We start from the raw sequence: 24,162 nt of genomic DNA on the forward strand, positions 1-24,162 counted from the left end.
TCCTTTTTGCGAAGGGGTAAAGGGGCGGCAGCGAGGTGGCAAGGCACAGGCGGCAAAAGAAAAGCGCCCCGGCCGGAGCCGGGACGCTTTCCTGGAGGCCCGGGCGCGTTCGTTCAGGCGAAGAGGATGTCGGTCTGCACGATCTGGATGTTGGTCTGGATCACGAAATCGGCGACTCCGTCGCCATTCACGTCGCCGGCGACGAAATAGTCGCGCCCTTCGCGATAGCTCCTGAGTTCGCCGGCTTCGCCGCTGAATGCATTCTTGCCGATCCAGTGGAACGCATCACCGGCGGCCGTCGCGCTGTCCGCATCCAGGCCGCTGAGATCGATCTTGTCCTGGTTCTTGCGGAAGTCGCCGATTTCGTCGCGGCCGCCGAGGTCGGCAAAGGCAAACACGTCCTTGCCCTGGCCGCCGGAGACGAAATCGTTGCCGGCGCCGCCGTCGATTCGGTCGTCGCCGTCGTCGCCGCTGACCAGATCGTTGCCGGCACCGCCGAGGACGAGATCGTTGCCCTCGTTGCCGAACACCAGATCGTCGCCGTCGCCGCCGTCGAGGGAATCGGCGCCGGCATTGCCGCTGAGCCCGTCCCCACCTGCGCCGCCGAGGATCGTATCGTTGCCCGAGAGGCCGACGAGAATGTCGTCGCCGGCAAGGCCGGAGAGCCTGTCAGCGCCGAACCCGCCGGTGAGCGCATCGCCGGAGTTCGAGCCTTCGAGACCCTCGATGGCGACGTAGCGATCGCCCTTGGCATCGCCGGTCAGCCCGAAGCCGAGGAGCAGGGATGCGATTACGCCCGCGCTTGCGCCGGCATAGCTGGCCGTGTCGGCGCCGACGCCACCGTCGATCCGGTTGGCGAGGGCGTTGGCGGTGATGACATTGTCGAGACTGTTGCCGGTGCCGTCGGTCGCTCCGCCGGTGAGGATCAGGTTCTCGAAATTGTCGCCGAGCGTGTAGCTGATCGACGAGGACACGGTGTCCGTGCCTTCGCCGGCAAGCTCGACGACCGTGTCCGCCGCGGTGTCGACGAAGTAGAGATCGTTGCCGGTACCGCCCTTCATCAGATCTTCGCCGACGCCGCCGTTCAGGACATCGTTGCCGCCGCGGCTTTCGATGATGTCGTTGCCCGCATTGCCGTTGAGGCGATTGTCCGCGACGTTGCCGGTAATGGTGTCCTTGCCGGATCCGCCCTCGGCATTCTCGATGACCGCGCCGTAGGCGATGCCGACATTGTCGGTGAGGCGGCCGCGCCAGCTCGGATCGGCTGCGAACGCCGCCATGTTGGCGTCATAGGTCGCCTGGGTGACCGGAGCATAGCCAGCCGCCGCGCGGTTGGCATTGACCTGCGCGAAGGTAAGCTGGGTCTGGGCGTCTTCATAGGTGATGCCGCCGATGCTGCTCAGCGATCCCGGCGTGAGATCGATCACCTGCTCCACCTTGAAGCCGGACGCGTCCAGCGTGTCGTTGCCGCCGGCATCCCAGATCGCCATCGTCGGCCACGGCGTCTTGGCGAAATCGAAGGCATCGCGGCCGGCATTGGAGTTGAAGCCGTAGACCGTGTCACCGGTGCGGGTGGTCATGTCGGCGCCGTACATGATCTGCGCGGCGAGGATGTCGTGGACCATCGGGGTTGCGCCATAGGCGATCGCCATCAGGCTCCAGTCGAAATCGCGGGTGGGCACGCCGCTGGCCGTGGAGCCGAGATCGCGCGGGTTCCAGTAGGACATGATCGAATAATTGCGGGCGTCCTGCGCATATTCGGCGCCGTTCGCGTAGGTCACGGAAAAGCCGGGACCGAAATTATAGGCACCTGGGTGCGAGAGGCCGAGACTGTGGCCGAATTCGTGAACCAGCGTGTTGAGCCCGTAGAGACCTTCGTCGAACTGGAAGTTGCTCGCCTGGCTGACCGAGACCCAGATATCGCCGGCAATGCCCGCGACCTGTCCGCCCAATGTGGTGCCGAGGGCCGCGGTCGGAATGCGCGAATAGGCCTGGGTATTCGGCGAGTTGGTGAGGTTGCCGAAATTGATGTCGCCCGCATAGGCGCTGGTCTCGGCGAACGAGACCGCGATGATGTCGTCCCAATAGCCGATCGCTTCGCGGGTGGCATCGCGCTGGGCGGTGTTGAACGCCGCGAACTGGAAATATTCGGCAAGGCCGTAAGTGGTACCGCCGCTCTCGTAGACGTAGCCATTGTCTTCGAGGCTCTGCTGGTCCTCGTGGAAGCCGAAGGTGATGACGCTCTTGTCGCCGCTCCGGGTCATCAGGTCGTTGGCGCCGTCGCCCCACTGACCGCCGGTGCGGTTGAGATAGGCGGCGATCTGCTCGGGCGTCCAGATCGGCTTGTTGTTGGCGGTGCCGCCCGCCTGCGGATCGAGTGATGCGCCCGAAGGATCGGTCACTCCGGTGCAGACAGCACAGCTGCAGCCGGCCAGTTCGCTATGTGTCGACGCAACGATGGTCTCGCTCATTCGAAATCCTCTTTCTTGGTTATCGGTCTGGTCACTGGAGCGGCCGCGGGCCGTCCAATTTCGGGCGCCACGGCAGCGTCTCCGACAGCGCTTCCGTGAGCGCTTCGTCGAGTGCGGCGGGGTCGGTCATGGCAACTGCGCGCGGCGCGGAGCCGAAGAACGGCCCGCTCTGGTCCGCGGAGACACGGTAGGGTCGAACGGTGAAGGCAAGCAGGCGATCGCCGGTGACCGGCCGGACCGAGGCATGGACGAGAAGGGTCACCGCTTCGGACGCCAGGATTGCGGGATCGCCGATCGGGAGGGTCGCGACCGGCATGGTCGCGCCCTGCGAAGCGATCTTGCGGACGCGTTCGCAAAGGTCGGCCTGCACGCGCATTCGATCGCGGGAGTCGCTCGCCACAATGCAAAGGATCTGCAGACGCGCGGCCTCCTGCCAGACGAGCGGCGGCGTCGCGCTTCGAGCGCTCGTGGGAGCGCAACCCAGAAGGCCGCAGAGGACGGCTGCTACGAGCTGTCGTCGACAAGGCATGTTCATCCCCCACCGCCCGGGCCGAAGCGAATCCTGCTTCGGCGTCCATCCGCTAAGTGGCTCAGCTACTTACGTATTTTTACGGAGTCAATCGCACCCAAGGAATAAATCAGGTGATCGGTCCGAAATCGATAAGACTGGATCGTCCGGGGCAAGACGAGACTTGAGATCAAGTCTGAAGTCGTCAAGTCGAACGCCGCAGGCACCATGCGAGATCATGGCCGGCGCCAGTCGTGCGCTGGTGTCTGCACCTATTTCCGGCGCGCCTCTGCAGGCTCTCCCCAGATGATGCCGCGTCCGTCCGTGGCCACGTAGACCCGCCCGAACACGCGCGGATCCCCGGAGACGGTACGGAAGCGGAGGCCCCATTGGTGGGAGTCATCGTTGACCCGCGTCCACTGCGTTCCTCCGTCGAGCGACCGCCAGATGGCGCGAAGCCCGGCGCGGGTGCCGACGGCGTAGACTGCCGGAACGTCGCTTCCGTCCGCGCCGCGGCCAAGGCCGAATCCCTCGATCGCGATGTCGGCGCCCGACGCGAGACGGAAGTGCCCGGCGTGATCCTCGCTGCGCCACAAGCGGCCACCGAGATTGAACCACAGTGCGCCGGCGCGGCCGGGGACCGCGACCATTGGCCACGGGTCCTCGCGGCCACGGGTCCGCGCCTTGGAGATGTCGGCGGGAAGTCCGTGCGCGGCGGCCGGAGCGAAGCTGCGGCCGCCGTCGCGGCTTACGTAGATGCGGCCTCCGTCAAAATCGATCGCGTAGAAGAGGCGCCGGTCGGCCTTGTCGGCGATCGCGCGGGCGCCGAGCGGCAGGCCTTTTGCCGCAGCCCAGGTCCGTCCGCGATCGTGCGTCACCATTGCGATCGGCGTTCCGACGATGAATGTCGCACCGTCGGCCGAGACATCGATCGGCGCATCGCCGCGCAGGTCGTAGCGGCGCGACGGTTCGTGGCCGACGTCGAGCGCCGGAACGCGCAGCGCGCGCCAGGTGCGTCCGCCATCTTCCGAATAGCCGAGCGAGGCGCCGCCTTGCGGCTGCTCGGCATGGAGCGTGCCGCTACGGACGACCACATCCGGCTTCAGCCCGGCATAGTCGAGATTGTTGGTGTTGGTGAGGCGGGGCACGAGGTGCATCGTCGCAGGTGCGACGTCCAGCCGATCGTGAACGAAGCCGGCAAGATCGCCGAATCCGGAAATGAGCGGCGCGCCGGCCGTCGGGCTGATCAAAGTTATCACGGCGGTCTGCTCGATGCCGTCGATCCACGGCTGCCACGTCATCGTACCGGCCGGCTTAGTGCCCTCGCGAGTCCGGTAGACGGTTGCGCCGGTCGTGTAAGCGAGGGTGCCGCTGTCGAACGGATCGATCGCCAGGCCGGCCGTCCAATGGCCGAACTCGGCCTCCTCATGTCCCCAGGCGAGCCAGGGCGCGTCCGAGATGTCGCGGCGGCTGCGTTCCTGCAGGCTTTGCCAATGCCGGCCGTCATCGTCGCTCACCCAGATCGTGTCGCCGGCCTGCCAGCGATCGACGCTGGACACGGCGACACGGCCGGGCCGCTGCCGATCGGCGCTGAGCCCCATATAGCCGCCCTCCGCCGAAGCGCCGCGATCGGGCGTGATGTCGCGCCAGGTGCCGTGCCTGAGATCGAGCGCGCGGACGGCGCCGCCCGCGATCCCGTTGGGGCCGATCCCGGTCGCATAGGCGACGTACAATGTCCGGTGCGCGAGGTCCGCCTTGACCGGCAGCATCTCCGGTCCCGCGCTGGCTTCGGCCGTCCGCCAGCTTTGGCCGCCGTCGTCCGAACGATAGACGCCGGCCCGCGTCGGGTCTGCAACTCCGGCGAAGATCGTCGACGAGGCCGGATCGAAGACGACGAAGCTGACCCCGGCATGGGTCTGTCGTCGCGCCTCCGGCGCGCCAAGGCCCGGATGCGGGAAGCTCTCCACCTTCGCCCAGGTGCGGCCGCTGTTGGCGCTGCGCCACAAGCCGTCGTGGCGCGAGCCGAAGAACAAGGTCGACCTCTGGTTCGGATCGATTGCAAGCCGTTCACCAAGGCCGCGGCCATCCTCGTTGCCGCCCATCTTGAACGGCACTGGCACGATGTCCCAGCTCTTGCCGCGGTCGGCCGAGCGCCAGATCGCGGCCTCGCCCCAATAGCTCATACCGGCCGCGAGATAGACTTTTTCAGGATTCGTGGGATCGGCGGCGATGCTCTCGACGCCCATGTAACTGCCGACCGCATTGCCGTCCTGCAGCGGGATCCAGTGGCGCGCGGCATCGTCCCAGCGATAGGCACCGCCCATGTCGGTGCGGAGATAAGCGAGTCCTTTTTCCGCGTGGCTGAAGACAAGGTTCGGCGCGAAGCCGCCGGCGCCGACCTTGACGTTGCGCCACCGATAGGGAGTCGACGCCGGCTCGGCGCTTGCTGCGGGCGCAGCCACGACGATCGCCGCGGCGCCGATCAGCCACAGCAGAGACAAAGGTCGCGGACGCACGAGGGTCGGCGGCTCTGATCAGCAGGGATTGGCGGCGCTGGCGCAGCGGACTGCAGTGCCGGGCGAGGGAAGGGCGAGGGCCTGGCGGAGTGCCGCTTCGGCCACCGGCGCCATCGCCGCATAGCCCGCCTCGGTCGGATGGACGCCGTCGTAAGCAAGGCCGTCGCGGAAGCCGAGCCCACTGCGCGTGGCGCTCCAATAATCCGCGTAGACCGCTCCCGCCCGTTTCGCATAGGCTTGGATCCAGCGGTTGAGCCGCTCGATGCGGACGCCGGGGTTGAGCCCTGGCTTCCACGGGAAATCGGCCGCCGGCGGGATCGAGGCGAGGATCACGCGGATGCCGTGCGCCTGAGCAAGCTCGGTCATCGATCGGATATTGTCCTGGATCTGTTCGTCCGTGGTCGCGCCGGTGTTGCCGGCGACGTCGTTGGTGCCGGCCATGATGTGGAGGACGCGCGGCTTCAGCGCGATCACGTCCTGGCGCATCCGCACCAGCATTTGCGGCGTGGTCTGGCCGCTGATGCCGCGGCCGACCCGCCCCGGCGTAAAGAAGCCGGGCATCTTCGACACCCACCCTTCGGTGATCGAATCTCCTAGGAAGACGATGCGCTGCTGCCCGGCGTCCGCGGTCAAAGCGGCGTTGGCATCGAGGTAGCGCGCCAGATAGGCCCAGTCGCTGTGCGTCCTCTCTTCCGCTTCCCTGGCCCAGCGGGCGCGTTGCTCCGCGCTGGGTTCGGTTTGGGCCTGGCCGCAAGCCGCGGACGAAAGCAAAAAGGCTGCCAACAGGATCGCTTTTCGTCGCACGCTTGCTCTCCTCACCCGATCTCGTTGCTTCCGCACACACCTAATCGCCTGGACTCTGCGACGCCAGAATAAATAAGATAAAAAGGTTTGCGCCGTTCGACGACTTTGATACCGCTACCACAGGTGCCGCTGCCGGTGAGGTGCGCAGGCGCAGGTTGCAGGAGGGATCAGAATGCCGACGCGAATGTCTCGATGGGAAGGAGCCGTTGCGGCGTTGGCGATGGCGGCTTTGGCCGTGGCGAGCCCGGCGCCGGCACAGGACAGCACTCCGCCGCGGATCGAGAGCCGCAACGGCAAGCACGCGCTGATCGTCGACGGCGCGCCCTATCTGATGCTCGGCGCCCAGGCGCATAACAGCAGCAATTACCCCGCGATGCTGCCGACCGTCTGGCCGGTGATGCGCCGCATCCATGCCAACACGCTGGAAATTCCCGTCGCCTGGGAGCAGATCGAGCCGAAGGAAGGCCAGTTCGATTTCTCCTGGCTCGATGTCCTGCTGCGCGAGGCACGGCAGAACGACGTCCGGCTGGTCCTGCTGTGGTTTGCAACCTGGAAGAACACCGGCGCGAGCTACACACCGATGTGGGTAAAGACGGACTCTAAGAGGTTTCCGCACATGGTGAAGGCGGACGGCACGCCGCATTATGTGCTGTCGCCGCACTCGCGCACCAACCTGGAGGCGGACAAGAAGGCGTTCGTTCGCCTGATGCAATATCTGAAGGACAACGATCCGCAGAATACCGTGATCATGGTCCAACCCGAGAACGAGCTCGGCAGCTACGGGCTGATGCGCGACCACGCTCCGGAGCCGCGCAAGCTGTTCGAGGGCCAGGTGCCTGCCGACCTCGTCAAGAAGCTCGGCAAGCGCCCGGGAACGTGGCGTCAGGTGTTCGGTGAAGGGCTGGACGAGCAGGCCTTCACCACCTGGCACATGGCGCGCTATGTCGACGAGATCGCGGCGGCCGGCAAGAAGGTGAAGCCGCTGCCGATGTACGTCAATGCGTCGCTCGGCGATCCGTTCGACGCGAAGTCGGCTGCCAATTCCGCCACCGGTGGTCCCCAGTGGAACGTGATCGACATCTGGAAGGCGGCGGCGCCGAGCGTCGACGCGACGGCGCCCGACATCTACAACCGCGATCAGAAAGCCGTCATCGCCTATCTCGATCATTATGCGCGCCCGGACAACGCGCTGCTCGTGCCCGAAATCGGCAACGCCGCCGATTATGCCCGCTTCTTTTGGCCGACGCTCGGCCGCGGCGGCATCGGCTTCGCGCCCTTCGGAATGGATGCGAGCGGCTATTCCAACTACCCGCTGGGCGCGAAGGTGCTCGACGAGGAAACGCTCGAAGCTTTCGCGTCGAAATACCGGCTGTTCGCACCGATTGCGCGGCAATGGGCGCGGATCGCCAGCACCAGCCCGACCTGGGGCGCCGCCAAGGGCGCCGATGCGGCGGATCAATCGGGCGTGCTCGGGCGCTGGCGGGTGACCGCGCAGTTCGAGCTGTGGGAATTCGGCGAGCGCGACGCTCCCTACCTCAAGGCCGATCCCCATCCGACCAAGGGCAAGCCGGTGGGCGGCATGGTCGCGGCGCAGACCGGCCCCAACGAGATCGTCATCGCCGGCTCGGACGTTCGGGTGCGCTTCGGCCTGGACAAGCCCGCGGCCGGCGAGAGCGGATCGGTGCTGCGGGTCGAAGAGGGCAGCTTTGCTCCCGATGGCCGATGGCAGATGCGCCGGGTGTTGAACGGGGATCAGACCGATTACGGCATCAACTTCACCGGCACGCCGATGCTGCTTCGCGTCACGCTCGGCACAAACCGCAATTGATTGGGGCAAATTCATGAAGATCCGATCCACGTTCCGCCCGGGCCGCCTGGTCCTCGTCGCCGCGCTTGCCGCGGCGAGCAGCAGCGCGCTCGCTGCCGGCAGCTATCGCAAGACCGACACCGGCATCGTGGTCACGCCGGATCACGGGCCGGAGAAGTTGGTGCGCCTGCAAGTCTATGGCGACTCGATCGTCCGCGTGACCGCGGTTCCCGACGGCAATCTGGATGTGCCGCCGAGCCTGATGGTGACGGCCGTACCGCAGGCGCGCGGCTTCGCGGTCAGCGAGCAGGACGGCGTCGTCACCCTGACCACCGAGAAGGTGCGGGCAAGCGTGTCGCTCGCCGACGGTAATGTCACCTTCGTCGACGCGGGCGGGCAGTTGGACCTCGCCGAAAGCGCTCCGGGTTCGTTCGATCCGGTGACCGTCGAAGGCAAGAAATACCTCGCCACGCGCCAGCAGTTCAATCGCAACACCAATGAAGGTCTGTTCGGCCTCGGCCAGCACCAGAACGGCCAGATGAATTACAATGGCGAGGACGTCGAACTCGCCCAGCACAATATGGACATCGCCGTCCCGTTCCTCGTCTCGACCCGCAATTACGGAATCCTGTGGGACAACAATTCGATCACGCGCTTCGGCAATCCCAAGCCGTACAGCCTGATCGGCGAAGGCAAAACCGGGCTCAAGGTGACGGATGGGCAGGGCCGTCCGGGCTGGACCGCGCAATATTATCTCGGCGATCGCCTCGCGGTCACCCAGAACGAGCAGGTCATCAACTACCAATATATTAAGGATCAGGCGAAGTGGCCGGCGGCCGCCAAGGCGCAGACCGTTGCCGGCACCAGCGGTCAGAACACCGCCGGGGTCGCGGTTCAGACCCAGCGGGTGATCTGGACCGGGAAGATCATTCCGGACGCCTCCGGCCTGCACCGCTTTCGCCTGTATTCGTCGAGCTATGTGAAGGTGTTCGTCGACGGCAAGGAAGTGCTGCAGCGCTGGCGCCAGAACTGGAATCCCTGGTACCATAATTTCGATGTCGAGCTCGCCGCCGGCCGGCCTGCGGACGTTCGGATCGAATGGGAGCCGAATGCCGGCTACATCGCCTTGCTCCACAATGATCCGCTGCCCGAGGCCGATCGCCGGTCGATCTCCTTCGCCTCCGAAGCCGGCAAGGCGATCGATTATTATTATGTCGGCGGCCAGGATCTCGACGGCGTGATTTCGGGCTATCGCCAGCTCACCGGCAAATCGACGATGATGCCGAAATGGGCCTATGGCTTCTGGCAGAGCCGCCAGCGCTACAACACGCAGGACGAGGTCGTCGACGTCGTCGAGCAATATCGCAAGCGCGGGCTGCCGCTCGACAACATCGTACAGGATTGGTTCTACTGGCGCGAGGACGATTGGGGCAGTCACGAATTCGATCCGAAGCGTTTCCCCAACCCCAAGGGCATGATCGACCGCATCCACGCCCTGAACGCGCGCTTCATGATCTCGGTGTGGCCGAAATTTTATCCGACCACCGACAGTTACAAGGAACTCGCCAAGGCCGGTGCGGTCTACACGCGCAATCTCGAGGCGAAAGAGCGCGACTGGGTCGGGCCGGGTTATCTCAACACGGATTACGACGCCTACAATCCCAAAGGGCGCGACATCTACTGGCGCCAGATGAAGGAGCGGCTGGCCGTGCTCGGCGTCGATGCGTGGTGGATGGACGCGACCGAGCCCGACATCCACTCCAACCTGTCGGTCGAGGAGCGCGCCTACCGCATGGGACCGACGGCGATCGGGCCTGGCGGCGCCCTGTTTAACAGCTACCCGCTGGTCCACGCCGAAGGCGTCTACAAGGGCTGGCTGAGCTACAAGCCGGACGTGCGGCCGTTCATCCTTACCCGCTCCGGCTTCGGTGGCATTCAGCGCACCGGCTCGGCCCTGTGGTCGGGCGACGTTGCCAGCCGCTGGGACGATCTCAAGGATCAGATCTCTGCCGGCGTGAACATCTCCATGTCCGGAGTTCCGAACTGGACGCACGACATCGGCGGCTTCGCGCTCGAGGATCGCTACACGAAGCAGGATCCGAAGCATCTCGACGAATGGCGCGAGCTCAACCTGCGCTGGTTCCAGTTCGGCGCCTTCTCGCCCCTGTTCCGCAGCCATGGCGAGGCACCGAAGCGGGAAATCTACGAAATCGCTCCGGCGGGATCGCCGATGTACCGGTCGATGGAGTGGTACGACAAGCTTCGCTACCGCTTGATGCCTTATGTCTACACGCTCGCCGCCGACACCTTCCACAAGGACGGCACGATGATGCGCGGCCTGGCGATGGACTTTCCGGGCGATCGCGCCGGCTGGAACGTCAACGACCAATATCTGTTCGGGCCTGCTTTCCTGGTCGCGCCGGTGACCCGGTTCAAGGCGCGCGAGCGGCAGGTCTACCTGCCCGCCGGGACCAGCTGGTACGATTTCTACACCGGCAAGTCGGAAACCGGCGGCAAGACGATCCGCGCGGCCGCGCCCTACGAGCGGATGCCGCTGTTCGTCCGCGCCGGATCGATCATCCCGATCGGTCCCGCCGTTCAGAGCACCGCCGAAAAGGCGGATGGCCCGATCCTGCTCAACGTCTATACCGGCGCCGACGGCAGCTTCTCGCTATACGAGGATGACGGCGTCAGCCGCCAATATCTGAACGGCGCCTTCGCGCGCATTCCGATCCGTTACGACGAGCGGGCGGGCACGCTCACCATCGGGGGCCGCGAGGGCAGCTTCCCGAACATGGCGCAGAACCGGGTTTTCAAAATTCGCTGGATCCGCCCGGGCAAGGCACGCGCACTGGACCTGGACGGCGCAGGCGATGCGACGGTGAACTACACCGGCGCGCAGCACGTGGTGAAAGTAAAGCGGTGACCTGAAGATCCTCCCCGTGCCGGGGAGGATCCTTAGATCGGATCAGGCTGAATCCGCCTGATCCGTGAATCATCCTCTCGTCCTGGGTCTAGATCAGGCCGCGCCCATAGATCCGAACGCCGGGGACGAACGCACCTGACACGGCAGGCGGCACGGTCAGCCGCAGCGCGTTCGGCTCTCGGCGGAACGCCACCGGCTGGCCGGCCATCGTCTCGATCCGCTCGATCCCGGCCCCTGGCAAAGCCTGGCCGCCAAGCGATGCGATCGCGCTCTCTCTCTCCGGCCAGTCGAGGAAGAAGGCGTTGAGCACGCCGCGGCCGACGGTGAAGCGGATGTCCTCAGCGGTAAAGGGCTTGGCGTCGCCTTCGTTCTGCATGCCCACCGGCGGCCTAGTCGGACCCTCGCCGAAGCTGCGCCATGGGCGGGTGCCGTAGATCGCGTCGCCGTTCAGCGCGAACCAGCCTGCGAGTTCGCCGAGGATCTTCTCCTCCTCATCGTCGATCGAGCCGTCGCCGCGCTGGGGGATCGACAGCATGAGATTGCCGTTCTTGGAAACGACGTCGCACAGACGCTGGATCACGCTCTTGGCGCTCTTATAGCCCTTACGCTCGTACAGCGGCCGATCATAATGCCAATTGCCGATGCAGGTGTCGGTCTGCCAGGGCAGCGGCTGGATGTCGGCCATGAACCCGCGCTCGACATCCTCGACGATGGCGTGGCGCTGGAAGGGCGACAGGCGCTTGGCAGTGAGCACGACGTCGATCTTGCCGTGCCAGTCGAGGCTTCGATTGTAATAATCGGCCGCAGCGTCGATCCCGGTCTGGCCGAACGGGAGCCGATAATCGTCGAAATAGACCATGTCCGGCCGGTATTTGGCCACGAGATCCTGTTGCCGCAGCAGCCACTTCGCGACGAAGGCGGGATTCTGCGCCGGCGCATGCTCCATCCACTGACCGTCGCGCGAATCGTGCCACGCATTCAGCGCGGCGATGCTGTCGATTCCCTTGGGCGGAACGAAGGCAGGGCCGGTGTAGAGCTCCTGCGGATCGAGCCCCTCCCAGAAGGTCCCGCGACCATCCTCCTTGCGCAGGCGGAATGCGTCGTAGCGAACGCCCCTCAGGGGGCCTTCGGCGTCATAGCCGTAGGCGGTCTGCCACCAATGCCACGCGTGCGCGCTGTGGTTGCTGACCGCGAAGCGCATGCCGGCATCGCGCGCGAGCCGGGCCCAGATGCCGACGATGTCGCGCTTGGGGCCGACCCGTAAGGTGTTCCAGGCGTGGTGGCTGCTGTCGAACGTATCGAGATTGTCGTGATGGTTCGCCATCGACATGAAATAGCGGGCGCCGGCCTTGCGATAGAGCCCCATCAGCGCCTCGGGCTGCCATTTTTCCGCAGTCCATTTGCCGATCAGATCGATGAAGCCGACCTTCGACGGGTGGCCGTAGGTGCGGACGTGATGATCGTAGACGTGATTGCCCTGGATATACATCTGACGACCGTACCAGTCGCCATATTCGGGGACGCATTGGGGCCCCCAATGCGACCAGATGCCGAACTTCGCATCGCGGAACCAATCGGGCGTGCGATAGGCGGCAGCCAGCGACTGCCAGTCGGCCGCGATTGGCGCCTTCGCCCCGGCGATGGCCGGCGTGATGGCAGCGGTTGCGATGCCGGTGCGCAGAAGGTCACGTCTGGAAAGCATCCCCGGCTCCATATCCAAGCTGTTCGCCGCTTTACTGTTGCGAACCCCAGCCTTCGCAATCTATGTTAGCGATAACAAGACAAAAGAGAGGATGTCCGCAATGAAGGCAGGTCCTCAGCGGAGAGGAAGCGTCTGGTCGGCCCGTCGGTGGCCCGAGGCCGTGCGCATATGACCTTGCTTGCGCGTGAAGCGGGACGCGGGCGGAGGCCTGCAAGCCGGAATTTGACTCACGAACTGCGCGAAACGCTCGGCCAGGCGATCGTCGGCGAGCGCTTCGAGGGTCCGTTCCCGACCGAGTTCGAGCTGGCCAAGCAACATGGCCTGAGCCGCTCGGTCACCCGCGAGGCGGTGAAGATGCTGACCGCCAAGGGGCTGCTCAGCGCGCGCCGGCGGGTCGGCACCGTCATCCAGCCGCGCGAGCGCTGGAACCTGCTCGATCCCGACGTGCTGCGCTGGCTCTTGCAGCGGGAATTCTCGCTCGAGCTGCTCAAGCATTTCACCGAATTGCGTCTTGCGATCGAGCCGACCGCAGCGCGCCTGGCGGCGCTGAACGCCACGCGGCAGTCGATCGCCCGGATCGCGGAAGGCTTGACGCGAATGGAGGCGGCGGAAAGCGGAGAGGGCAGCGCGCTGGAAGCGGACATCGATTTTCATGTCGCCATTCTCGCCGCCGCAGCAAACCCCTTTTACCTGCAGTTCGAGGAACTGATCCGCACGGCGCTCAGCCGCTCGATCGCCTTCACCAATCATTTCGGGGGTACGGCCAATCTCAAGGAGCATGGCGACGTCCTGCGCGCCATTGCGGCGCAGGACGCGGACGGCGCCGATCTCGCCATGCGTGTGCTGATCGACAATGTCCTGGCACTGATCCGAAGAGCTTCCGCGGAGGGGTTCGAACCCGCTTGAGGTGACGCGGTGACTGGCCCGCTATCGCAAAACACCGTCTCGACACAGGATCCATGAGATCCGCATAGTGGCGCCCGTTCGCCCGCAATCGGCCAGTCTGTTGCTGAACGGCAACTGAACCGACAATTATCCGATCTTGCTAATTTTTCGTCTTGGTTGGCGGAAGTGAGTGCGCAATCCTGCAGGCGAGGGCGGGGATGTTTCCGGTTACCTCGAATAAGGTCACGTCGCGATAACCGCGACGAAGGGGGATGAATGTCGAAAATTTTACAGCGCACCTTGTTTGCGTCGACGTCGCTTGCCTGTCTTCTTCTGGCGGCTGGGCCCGTCGCTGCACAGGTAGCCGAGCCGGCCGAGGCCTCGCCGGACGTGCCCGCTCCAGAGGAGCAGGCCGCCCAAGGCGGCGAAATCGTCGTCACCGGCTCACGTATCGCGCGACCCGATCTGCAGATCTCGAGCCCCGTCACGGTTGTCGGCCAGGAAGAGATCCAGCTTCGCCAAGCACCCACCGCGGAGGCACTGCTTCGTGACCTGCCGTCGGTGCGTCCGTCGATTGGACCGGCTGTCAACAATGGCGGTGACGGTTCTGCGACGATCAACCTTCGCGGCATCGGCGAGAACAGGTCGCTCGTTCTTCTCGACGGCCGCCGTATCGTTCCGTTCGGCCTCGACAACCTCACCGATCTCAACACCATTCCGGTGGCGCTCGTCGAGCGCGTCGACGTGCCCACGGGTGGCGCATCCTCGGTCTACGGCGCCGACGCCGTCGCCGGCGTCGTCAACTTCATCACGCGTCGCAACTTCAGCGGCGTCGACCTCAGCTCCTCGTACCGGATCTCGGAGCGCGGCGACTCCGCGTTGTTCCGCGCCGATCTCGTGATCGGTTCCGACCTTGCCGACGGGCGCGGCAATGCGGTGCTGGCGCTCGGCTACACCAAGTCGGATCCGCTGCTGACCACCGACCGTAACATCGGCGAGTTCCCGATCCTGTCGGCAAACGGCCAGTTCTCGGGATCTCTGGCAAGTGTGCCGACGATCTTCACGTCGCCCAACGCGGCGGCTCTGGGGGTTGCGAACACCGGATTCGGCGCAGCATTCGATCCTTCGACCGGCCGCCTGCGTGCGGGCCAGCAAGGCGATACGTTCAACAGCAATATCGGTACCTATTTCCAGACACCGCTCGAACGCTACAATGTCTATGCTGCGGCGCATTACGAAGTCACGCCCGGCATCGAAGTCTATTCGAGCGGCATGTTCACTCGCAATGACGTCCGTATCCAGCTCGCATCGAGCGCCACTTTCACCAATACGTACCAGCTTTCGCTCAACAATCCCTACCTTCCGGCCGCGGCGCGCAACCAGCTTTGCGCCGCGTTCGACACAAATCCGGCAGTCACCGGCATTCAGCCGATCTCGGCTGCCAATTGTGCGGCCGCCGGCGCGGCGGTCGGCGGCCCCGGTACACCGGGCTATATCGAAATACCGGTCATCGCCCAGAGACGCTTCACCGAATACGGCCCGCGCGGCAACGCGGTCGAATCGACCATGTTCCAGGTGCAGGCCGGGCTTCGCGGCGACATCACCGAGAACATCCGCTTCGACATATCGGGCCAACATGGCGAGACCACCCAGAACCAGACCCGTGAGAATTGGGGATCGTTCAGCCGCGTGCAGCAAGCGCTGCGGGCGTATCGCAACGGGGCTGGTACTCCGGTTTGCACCGACGCCTCCAACGGCTGCGTGCCGCTGAACCTGTTCGGGCCCGAAGGCAGCATCACGCCCGAGATGATCGCCTTCTTCGATCTTGACGCGCTGATACGCCGCACGACCAAGCTGACGGTGGTGACTGGGTCCGTCTCCGGCGACCTCTTCTCGCTGCAAAGCCCCTTCGCGGAGACGCCGCTCGGCTTCGCGCTCGGTGCCGAATATCGCAAGGTTTCGGCGCGCAGCAATCCGGACGCGCCTTCGCAGATCCAGGGCGAAGTTCTCGGCACCGGTGCCCGCACACCGCCGGATTTCGGCACGATCAGCGTCAAGGAGGTCTTCGGCGAACTGCTGGTGCCATTGGTCGAAAAGAGCTTCATCTACAACGCCAGCATCGAGGCGGGTATCCGCTATTCCGATTACTCGACGACGGGCGGAAGCACGACCTGGAAAGCGGGCGGATCGATCTCCCCGGTTCGCGACATCAAATTCCGTGGCATGTATCAGCGCGCTGTTCGCTCGCCCAACATCCAGGAGCTTTTCCAGTCGCCGGTTCAGGGACTTGGCAACCTTGCCGTCGACCCGTGCGCCGGTGCCAATCCCAGTGCATCCCGGGTTCTTTGCGAAGGCACCGGGGCGCCTCCGGGCACCTACGGCTCGATCTCGACGCCGTCTTCGAGCCAGATCAACGTCACCACGGCCGGCAATCCAAACCTGGATGTCGAGAAGGCACGGACCTACACGCTCGGCGCGGTCTTCATGCCGGGCTTCCTGCCGAACCTCGCCGTCACGCTCGATTACTTCAACATCGTCGTGAAGGACGCGATCACGCAGCCGGCGCAGGGTGACATCCTCAACGGCTGTTACTCGTCGACCCTCAATCCGTCGCAGACGTTGAACGACTTCTGTGCCCTGATCGGGCGCAACCCGCTCAACGGCAGCCTCAACGGAGCGGGTGATACGCCGGGCGTGATCCTTGGCTATTCGAACCTGGGCCAGATCGAGACGGCTGGCGTCGACCTGGGAATTACCTATCGGCTGAAGCTCTCCGAAATGTTCGACGGCGATCCGGGCGAGCTGCGCTTCGGCTTCAACGGCACTTGGCTCGATTATTATCACTTCCAGGCCAACGAGCTGTCGATCAACCGCGATTGCACCGGCTTCTACAGCACCAACTGCACCAATCCGCGGGCGGAGTGGAAATGGAATGGCCGCGTCACCTACTCCACCAAGGCTGTCGACGTCTCGCTGCTCTGGAACCACGTCTCGTCGGTGAAGCTCGAACCATTCACGACCGCAGCCATCCAGCCGCTCGACACGCCGCAGCCGGGTGGACCCAATCCGACCACGGTCTTCGAACCGTTCCGGAAGATCAAAGCTTATGATTATTTCGACCTGACGTTCCGTGCGCGTCCTGCCGAGAATCTCGACATCACCATCACCATCGAGAACCTGCTCGACAAGGCTCCGCCTCTGGTCGGCGCCAATGTCGGCGGCACGTCGTACAACAGCGGCAACACCTTCCCGACGATCTACGATCCGATCGGACGGGCCTTCACCGTCGGAGCGCATCTGACGTTCTGACCTAACGCCCCCGCGTGGTCCCTACGCGGGCAGCGTCGTGCCGCTCCGGTTCATCCCGCCGGAGCGGCACTCTTTTTCTGCGGTGGAGCGGTTCGGCCGGAGCGTGTCTCCGCGCACGCGAGATCAAGGGTCCTCGTGCCGCGATCTATCGCAGGTCGAACCCACGAAGCTGAAGCACGTCACGCGCGGGCGGCGACCTCGCGGACCTGGCAGGGATGAACTTCGACCGTGACATGCGCGAGCGGCTCGATGTCGTTCAGCAAAGCCTTGTAGTGCGATGGCGTGCGGGGATGATGGGTCATCACCGACACGATCAAGGCGAGGTGGCCAGTCCCCACCTGCCACAGATGCAGGTCGATCACGCGGTTGTCGGCATCGGCTTCAAGACGGCCGCGGATCCGGTTGGCGAGGCTTTCGCTCGCTTCCACGTCGAGCAGTACTCGTGACGCGCCGCGTACGAGGCCCCACGACCACCACAGGATCACTCCGGCACCCACGATCCCCATCACGGGATCGAGCCAGAACAGCCCCAGCCAGCTTCCGCCGGCAAGTGCGACGATGGCGAGCAACGAGGTCAGCGCGTCGGCGAGAACGTGAACATAGGCCGCGCGCAGATTGTGATCGTGATGATGGTGCTCATGGTCGTGGCGCCCGTGATCGTGACCCGGATCGTGCCCTTGGTGCCCTGCGCGGTCATGTCCGTCGTCGCCATGGTGGTGGTGGTGATGACCCCCGAGCAGCAGCGCGCTGACGAGGTTCACCGCCAGCCCGACCGCGGCGACGGTCATCGCTTCAGAATATTCGATGCGCAGCGGCGTCAGCAGGCGCTGCCCGGATTCATAAGCCATCGCGAGCGCGATGAGGCCGAGCACGATCGCGCTTGCAAACCCTGCGAGCGGCCCGACCTTGCCGGTGCCGAACGTGTAGCGCCGATCGTGCGCGTGGCGCCGGGCGAAGCGGTATGCGAACGCGGCGAGCCCGAGCGCCGCCGCGTGGCTTCCCATGTGCCAGCCGTCGGCGAGCAGCGCCATCGAGCCGGTGATCGCACCGCCGACGATCTCGGCGAGCATCATCGTTGCGGTCAAACCGACGACAAGCAACGTCCGCCGTTCGCTTCGGCCATCGTCGTCGTGGCTGAAACGATGGCTGTGAGTCAGGTCGTCGGCGGAAGTCTGGCTGTGCACGGGGATTTCCGATGGCTGTCTTCGGCGGTTCAATGTCCGAATGGGTGATCCCGTTCAACCTCGTCGCGGCGGACCCGCCAATGAGCGTGACGCAGCCGTGGGAGCGTTGCCCTAACCTTGCGTTTCAACTGCTTTGCCTTCGTGCCGGGATCAGGGTAAGCTTTGCTCCCGATGAACGCACGACAAGGGGGAATATCATGGAATGGGCTACGCTGCCTTTCAAGAAATATGCCGACTTCACTGGCCGTTCCCGCCGCAAGGAATATTGGAGCTTCGTCCTGCTGAACCTGGTGTGCCTGTTCGCAGCCGTGTTTCTTGAGAACATCTTGGGGCTCTCAGGAATGGTGCTTGGCTTCTATGGGCCGCTTACCGTCCTTCTCTGGCTGGGTTTCCTCGTTCCGGGCCTCGCCGTATCGGTGCGTCGCCTCCATGACACCGATCGGTCCGGCTGGTGGGTGTTGCTTGGCTTCGTCCCGCTCCTCGGGCTCGTCCTGCTGGTCTTCATGGTTCTTGAAGGGACTCGCGGACCCAATGCTTACGGCGAGGATCCCAAGGGCTTCGACGCGGGGAGCGCCGCGGCCGTATTCTGACCGGCCAGGGAGCCGTCCGCTCGCGGCCGGCTCCCATGTCATGCGGGAGGCGATGAGGCTGCGCGATCGTTGCCGCGGCCGCGTCGCATGAACCACGATCGCTCCGGGAGGGCCATTGGAGAAGCTTTTTCGCATGCTCGGCCTCTCGCATCCGGCCCGCCACCGGCTCGTCGGCCGTGCCAGGCACATGGATTGGCTGTTCCTCGCCGCGGCCGTCGCCCTGGTGATCGGGGTTCTTCTCGCCCTGCGCTACCTGCGCTGAGGCAGCCCGCCCCGGTAGTGCCCGATGCACTGCACAGCGCGCCTCGCGCTGGCGGCAGTGTCTCCGAATCCGCTGGGATTAATCCTTTAGGAAGATCGCCGTGCGAAGACGGGGAGGCACGGCATATCGGCCGGTGCTTTGTCTGACGGCCCTCTAACCTCGGTATCGAGCTTACCATATGAGCCTGACGCGGCTGGTGAACGGATTCGGTCTCGGAGGGCGTCCAGCCGAAGCGGCTTCACGGGCGCTCGCCGAGCAACTGGATCCCGATCTTGCGGTGCGGCTGGTCAACAGCTTCGAAGCGCAGGGAAGCGGCTGGTTCTGGGAAAGCGATCGTGCCGGGCGCATCGTCTATCTTTCCGGCAAGGTCGCAAAGCTCCTCGATGAAGTGGAACAGCCGGCGGTCGGGCGATTGCTGACCGAGCTGTTCGAGGTCAACGGCGAGCTGGAGGGCTCCGAGCGCACGCTCAATTTCCACTTGAATGCGCGCACCTCCTTCGCCGGCTTCGAAGTTCGGTCGCGAGGCAATGGTGCCGAGCGGATCTGGACGATCTCGGGGCGGCCGCACATCGACGAAATGGGGCAATTCCGCGGTTTCGTCGGCCACGGCGCCGATCTCACCGCGGAGCGGCGCTCCGATGCCGAGATCAAGCGGCTGGCGCTGTCCGACTCGCTGACCGGTCTTGCCAACCGGGCGAGAATGCGGACGTCGCTCGATCAGATCATCATGCAGCTGGAGCGCAATCACCGGCCCGCGGCCCTGTTCATGCTGGATCTGGATCGATTCAAGGCGGTCAACGACACGCTCGGCCACCAGACCGGCGATGCCTTGCTCAAGGTGGTCGCGCAACGGTTGGAAACTTGTGTCGCCGACAAGGGACTGGTCGGCCGTCTCGGTGGCGACGAATTCCAGGTGATCGTCTCCAATTACGGCAATCGTAGTGACCTCGAAGATCTCGCCCAGCGCATCATCTCGTCGCTGTCGCAGCCTTACTTCATCAGCGGCAGCAACATCTCGATCGGCTGCTCGGTCGGCATCGCCGTCGCGCCAGAGGATGGCAGCGATTCCGAGATACTGATCCGCAACGCCGATCTGTCGCTCTACGATGCCAAGGCCGAGGGCAGGGGACGGCACCGTTTCTTCCGCACCGAGCTGCTGCGGCAGGCACAGACCCGCAAGATCCTGGAAGACGATCTTCGCCAGGCGCTCGACCGCGGCGAATTGTGGATCGCCTACCAACCGGTGGTGAGTACGCTGACCAAGGCGGTGGTCGGCTACGAGGCGCTGCTGCGCTGGAATCACCCGCGGCTCGGCGCCGTCTCACCCGCCGAGTTCATCCCGATCGCCGAGGATTCGAGCCTGATCGATCCGATCGGAGAGTGGGTGCTCCGCACCGCGTGCGCCACCGCGGCGCGCTGGCCGCGGCCGGTGCGGATCGCGATCAACGTTTCGCCGGTGCAGTTCGCCCGGCAGGCGCTTCCCGCGATCGTCGCCAGCGCACTCGCCAATTCCGGCCTTGCCTCCGACCGCCTGGAACTCGAGATCACCGAAAGCATCTTCCTCAACGAAGACGCGTCGACCGAACGCATGCTCGGCTCGCTCAAGCAGATGGGCCTTCGCCTGGTGCTCGACGATTTCGGCACCGGCTATTCCTCGTTGGCCTATTTGAAGAAGGCCCCGTTCGACAAGATCAAGATCGATCAATCCTTCGTCAGGGGCGCTGCCCTCGATCCGCGCAATGCGGCGATCATCCGCGCCGTGGTTGCCATTGCCGACACTCTGAAGCTGGAAACGACGGCCGAGGGCGTTGAAACGCAGGATGAGATCGAACTGATCGCGCGGCTCGGCTGCTCGCACATCCAGGGCTTCGTCTACGGGCGCCCGGTAAGCGGCGATGATGTCGCGGCCTCGCTCGCCAACAGCGCAGAGGCGACTCCGGTCGGACTCAAGACCAGCCGGTTGTCACGGCAGAAACTGCTGCGATCGACCCGGCTCGAAGTTCACGGCCGGTCCCATTCCGCGCGGATCCGCGACATTTCCACAAAGGGGCTGATGATCGACGGCTATGATCTGCCGCTGAGCGCCGGCCAGCAACTGCAGGTCGACATCGCCGACAACAAATTGGTCCCTGCAGTGGTCCGTTGGGCGAAGGACGGCCGAGCCGGGCTTGAGTTCGTCGATCCCGTCGATCTCAGCGCCCCTGCGTCCCGCGCCCGCCGGATGTAATCTTGCGCCGGATCAAGCCGCACATCGGCCGATGCGCGAAGCCGGAATTCAGGCTACGATGGTGATCCGAGAGAAGGCTCGCCGTGCCGAGCTTCGCAACTCCGGGCGGGGGACGTCATGCGCAAGGATCTGCTGTTGCTTACGCCGCTTGCCGGCTTCGGTGATCTCGGGCTGCTGCTCCTGCGGCTGGTGACTGGCGCATTCCTGATCTGGCAAAGCCACGACAACGTCTTCAGCGCGGCGCGGATGCAGGAGTTCGCGGGGTTCCTCTCCCAACATGGCTTTGCCGCACCCGCGCTGCTGGCCCCCTTGTGCGTCTGGGCGCAGTTCGTCTGCGGCATCTTGCTCGTGCTCGGCCTGCTGACCCGCTGGGCGGGGCTCCTCATCACCTTCGTCTTCGTGGTCGCCTGCGTCATGGTCCACTGGACGCAGGATTTCCCGGGCTGGTGGCCCGCCTTGATCCTCGTCTTTCTCGGCCTGCTGTTCGCGACTCTTGGTGCCGGCCGCTACGCGATCGATCATCGGCTGCGGACACAGTGAAGGCCGGGACGTCGCCGCCCCGGCCTTCCGGATTCTTGCCCGGGGTGCTTGCGGCACACCCGCTGCACTGGATTAGAAGTGGAAGACGACGCCGGCCATCGGCCGGATGCTGTCGAAATCATAGGTTTCGGCCTGAAGGCGCAGACGCACGCCGCTGCTGCCGGTGATGCCGCCGAGGCCGATGTCCTTCGGGCCGACTTCGACCCCGAGGCCGTAGACCCAATCCTTGTTGTTGCCGTAGCCCTTTTCCCCTTCGACCCACTGATAGCCGGCCGAGGCGAAGATCATGCCGCTGTCGCCGGCGCGCACGCCGGCGCGGCCGCGGACGCCATATTCCCAATCGATGTCGCCGCTGACGCCCTTGGACGCATTGCCTTCAACGCCGACGAAGACCGGGCCCAGCGGTACGTTGAGGCCCGCGATGCCGCTGACGAGGGCGCCCTGCGGCCCGCTGTCACCGGGGAAGCTGCCGAACTCGCTCGCGCGGTCGAAGTCGTGATACCCGCCAAGGACGCCGACATAAGGCTCGATTCCGAACGCCGGGCTGCCGTCGGGTGCGGCGTCCTGCGGCGCGTCTTGAGCGGAGGTGTCCTGAGCCGACATGTCCTGAGCCGAGCTGTCCTGGGCCGAAGCCGCAGCGGGGAGGCCGGCCACGCACAATGCGGCCAGAAGCAATTTCTTCATGTTCTACTCCAATCAACGCGGGCTCTGGAGGCCCGTGGAGGGCAGCCCGTCGCGCCGTAGAACATACTTCGTCGAGGTTGGTTGCATAACAAAACGCTTCTTTCGGCTGTGCAACGAGCGTGAGGCCCGGCCGGTCGTTTCAACCGGGGGAGACGGTCTCGAGACCGAGCCAGCCGGCCATCAGCCGCAACTCGGTGGCGAGCCGTTCTCCCGTCTCGGCCGGTGCATCGGGCTCGAAACTCGTATTGCGCACGATCAGCTGAGAATTCTGCCGGTCGGCTTTGAGGTCCACCCGCGCCACCAGCCGCTCGTCCATCAGGAATGGCAGGACATAATAACCGTGCACCCGCTTTTCGGCCGGCGTGTAGATCTCGATCCGATAGCGAAAGCCGAACAGCCGCTCGGCGCGCGACCGTTCCCACACCAGGGGATCGAACGGCGCGAGCAGCGCCTGTCCTTCGATCCGGCGGGGATGCCGCGCATCCTTGTGGAGGTAAGCAGGCTGGTGCCAGCCGGCGACCGCGACCGGCACTAATGTGCCCTCCTCGAGGAGGCTGGCGATCGCGGCGCGCCCGGCCTCCGGGCTCAGCCGGAAATAGTCGCGCAGGTCGCCGGCGGTGGCGATGCCCAGCGCGCGGGCCGAGCGTTCGACGAGCTGCCGCTGGGCATCCGCCTCGCTCGGCGCCGGCAGATCCAGGATAGCGGCGGGGATCACGCGTTCGGGAAGATCGTAGACGCGCTCGAAATTGCCGCGCCGGGTGCGTGTGGTGACGTGCCCTGCCCAGAACAGGAATTCGAGCGCGACCTTGCCGTCGCCCCATTCCCACCACCCGCCGCGACCCTTGCCATTGTCGAAATCGGAGGCGGCGAGCGGCCCTTCGCCGCGAATGCGCGCGAGTACGGTTTCGGCTTCGGCGCGTCGTTCGACGGCGAAGCGCCGCATGCTCTTCCAGCCCGATTGCCCGCGATCGGCGGCGGCCATCCGCCAGCGTAGCAGGGGGTGCAGAGTGATCGGCAGCAGGCTTGCTTCGTGAGCCCAATATTCGAAGAGCCTGCGTTCGCGCTTCGGTCCCCAGGCCGCACGATCGAGCAGGGCCTGATCGTACGCGCCCAGCCGGGAAAAGGCCGGCAGATAATGGGCCCGCGCAACCACGTTGACGCTGTCGATCTGGTGGAGCGAGAGCCGGTCGACGGTGCGTGCCAGGTCGCGCGGGCCGCTGATCGCGGGGCGTGGCACGCCGAAGCCCTGCGCTGCGAGCGCGATGCGGCGAGCGGCAGCAAGGGAGATCGTGGCTCTCGGGTTCATTCTGACGACGGTGGCAGAGCCGGCGCCCACCGCGCAAGTCGCCACCGGCAAGGCGGCGCCTGCACGGTTTCTCACCATTCAGGTGCGGGCGCTCGACAGCCGTGCGATGGTCTATTCACGGATGAGCCGGCACGGCATCAGGCCTCGACGTCGGACAAACGGGCCCGCTGTGGTCTCAGCGGGTCCAAACCTGGCGGACGGTGTCCCAGCCGCGATCGGTGAGCTTGTAGCCCTTGGGCGCAACCGCCGGACGAAGGCTTGGCCCTTCGGCGGCGAGACCTTCGTCCATCAGGCGGCGCAGCGTCCGCTCGGGCACCGACAGCGCGACGAACGGCTCATATTGATCGAGTGCGAAAGCCAGTGTTCGGAGGCACCGTTTCTCGACCGGACTGAGCGCGTTCGTCGTGTCCATGGCTCTGCTTTCTGCGACTCGGATGGGCA

Annotated in this window: 17 protein-coding genes; 8 read left to right on the forward strand and 9 right to left on the reverse strand. The window is 65.1% G+C overall.

The window, feature by feature from the left end; genetic code table 11:
* Positions 1–113: 113 nt before the first annotated feature.
* The 4 genes from C7I55_RS27650 to C7I55_RS01395 form a co-directional block, all read right to left on the reverse strand.
* Positions 114–2,471 carry a M10 family metallopeptidase gene (locus tag C7I55_RS27650; RefSeq protein WP_109043763.1) on the reverse strand — a complete coding sequence of 786 codons (2,358 nt, stop codon included), beginning with the start codon at positions 2,469–2,471 and terminating at the stop codon, positions 114–116.
* 31 nt (positions 2,472–2,502) lie between these two features.
* Entirely contained in the window at positions 2,503–2,841 is a 339-nt protein-coding gene (locus tag C7I55_RS01385; RefSeq protein ID WP_158266232.1) for a hypothetical protein, read from the reverse strand.
* 410 nt (positions 2,842–3,251) lie between these two features.
* The gene (locus C7I55_RS01390) at positions 3,252–5,495 is read right to left on the reverse strand and encodes a hypothetical protein (protein WP_233221984.1); all 2,244 of its coding nucleotides are present in this window, start codon (positions 5,493–5,495) and stop codon (positions 3,252–3,254) included.
* Positions 5,496–5,513: 18 nt separating this feature from the next.
* A complete protein-coding gene (locus tag C7I55_RS01395) occupies positions 5,514–6,299 on the reverse strand; it encodes an SGNH/GDSL hydrolase family protein (protein ID WP_199192677.1) in 786 nt (261 codons plus the stop codon).
* Positions 6,300–6,471: 172 nt separating this feature from the next.
* Here C7I55_RS01395 and C7I55_RS01400 point away from each other — a divergent pair, with 172 nt between their 5' ends.
* Together C7I55_RS01400 and C7I55_RS01405 are read left to right on the forward strand one after the other, a co-directional pair.
* Entirely contained in the window at positions 6,472–8,127 is a 1,656-nt protein-coding gene (locus C7I55_RS01400; protein WP_233221985.1) for a DUF5597 domain-containing protein, read from the forward strand.
* Between the two features lie 13 nt (positions 8,128–8,140).
* Entirely contained in the window at positions 8,141–11,032 is a 2,892-nt protein-coding gene (locus C7I55_RS01405) for a TIM-barrel domain-containing protein (RefSeq protein ID WP_106511096.1), read from the forward strand.
* A gap of 88 nt (positions 11,033–11,120) precedes the next feature.
* Here C7I55_RS01405 and C7I55_RS01410 read toward each other — a convergent pair whose 3' ends face one another.
* The gene (locus tag C7I55_RS01410) at positions 11,121–12,734 is read right to left on the reverse strand and encodes an alpha-L-fucosidase (RefSeq protein WP_106511097.1); all 1,614 of its coding nucleotides are present in this window, start codon (positions 12,732–12,734) and stop codon (positions 11,121–11,123) included.
* 222 nt (positions 12,735–12,956) lie between these two features.
* Between C7I55_RS01410 and C7I55_RS01415 the strand changes: the two genes are divergently transcribed.
* Both C7I55_RS01415 and C7I55_RS01420 read left to right on the forward strand, forming a co-directional pair.
* Positions 12,957–13,640, forward strand: coding sequence for a FadR/GntR family transcriptional regulator (locus C7I55_RS01415; protein ID WP_332888397.1), 684 nt, complete (start codon positions 12,957–12,959; stop codon positions 13,638–13,640).
* Between the two features lie 255 nt (positions 13,641–13,895).
* The gene (locus C7I55_RS01420; RefSeq protein WP_106511099.1) at positions 13,896–16,928 is read left to right on the forward strand and encodes a TonB-dependent receptor plug domain-containing protein; all 3,033 of its coding nucleotides are present in this window, start codon (positions 13,896–13,898) and stop codon (positions 16,926–16,928) included.
* A 179-nt stretch (positions 16,929–17,107) separates the two neighbouring features.
* Here C7I55_RS01420 and dmeF read toward each other — a convergent pair whose 3' ends face one another.
* Positions 17,108–18,112, reverse strand: a complete 1,005-nt coding sequence (gene dmeF, locus C7I55_RS01425) for a CDF family Co(II)/Ni(II) efflux transporter DmeF (RefSeq protein WP_106511100.1) — start codon at positions 18,110–18,112, stop codon at positions 17,108–17,110.
* An 11-nt stretch (positions 18,113–18,123) separates the two neighbouring features.
* Between dmeF and C7I55_RS01430 the strand changes: the two genes are divergently transcribed.
* The 4 genes from C7I55_RS01430 (at position 18,124) to C7I55_RS01440 (ending at position 21,731) form a co-directional block, all read left to right on the forward strand.
* Positions 18,124–18,702, forward strand: coding sequence for a DUF805 domain-containing protein (locus tag C7I55_RS01430; protein WP_332888398.1), 579 nt, complete (start codon positions 18,124–18,126; stop codon positions 18,700–18,702).
* A gap of 115 nt (positions 18,703–18,817) precedes the next feature.
* On the forward strand, positions 18,818–18,964 hold the full coding sequence (locus C7I55_RS27955) for a hypothetical protein (protein ID WP_158266233.1): 147 nt from the start codon (positions 18,818–18,820) through the stop codon (positions 18,962–18,964).
* Positions 18,965–19,142: 178 nt separating this feature from the next.
* Complete coding sequence (locus C7I55_RS01435) at positions 19,143–21,191, forward strand: EAL domain-containing protein (RefSeq protein WP_106511102.1); 2,049 nt, start codon at positions 19,143–19,145, stop codon at positions 21,189–21,191.
* Between the two features lie 117 nt (positions 21,192–21,308).
* Positions 21,309–21,731: a DoxX family protein gene (locus C7I55_RS01440; RefSeq protein ID WP_106511103.1), complete on the forward strand. Its 423-nt coding sequence runs from the start codon at positions 21,309–21,311 to the stop codon at positions 21,729–21,731.
* A gap of 72 nt (positions 21,732–21,803) precedes the next feature.
* On the opposite strand, the gene C7I55_RS01445 is transcribed toward C7I55_RS01440, so the two are convergent.
* The 3 genes from C7I55_RS01445 to C7I55_RS01455 all read right to left on the reverse strand — a co-directional run bounded on the left by C7I55_RS01445 (position 21,804) and on the right by C7I55_RS01455 (position 24,133).
* Positions 21,804–22,415 carry an outer membrane protein gene (locus C7I55_RS01445; RefSeq protein ID WP_106511104.1) on the reverse strand — a complete coding sequence of 204 codons (612 nt, stop codon included), beginning with the start codon at positions 22,413–22,415 and terminating at the stop codon, positions 21,804–21,806.
* A 139-nt stretch (positions 22,416–22,554) separates the two neighbouring features.
* Positions 22,555–23,721 (reverse strand): winged helix-turn-helix domain-containing protein, encoded by a 1,167-nt coding sequence (locus tag C7I55_RS01450; RefSeq protein ID WP_199192678.1) that lies wholly within the window; start codon positions 23,719–23,721, stop codon positions 22,555–22,557.
* A 175-nt stretch (positions 23,722–23,896) separates the two neighbouring features.
* On the reverse strand, positions 23,897–24,133 hold the full coding sequence (locus C7I55_RS01455; RefSeq protein ID WP_106511106.1) for a hypothetical protein: 237 nt from the start codon (positions 24,131–24,133) through the stop codon (positions 23,897–23,899).
* Between the last annotated feature and the right edge of the window lie 29 nt (positions 24,134–24,162).

Origin of the sequence: Allosphingosinicella deserti (assembly GCF_003012735.1) — a bacterium.
Lineage (GTDB): Bacteria > Pseudomonadota > Alphaproteobacteria > Sphingomonadales > Sphingomonadaceae > Allosphingosinicella > Allosphingosinicella deserti.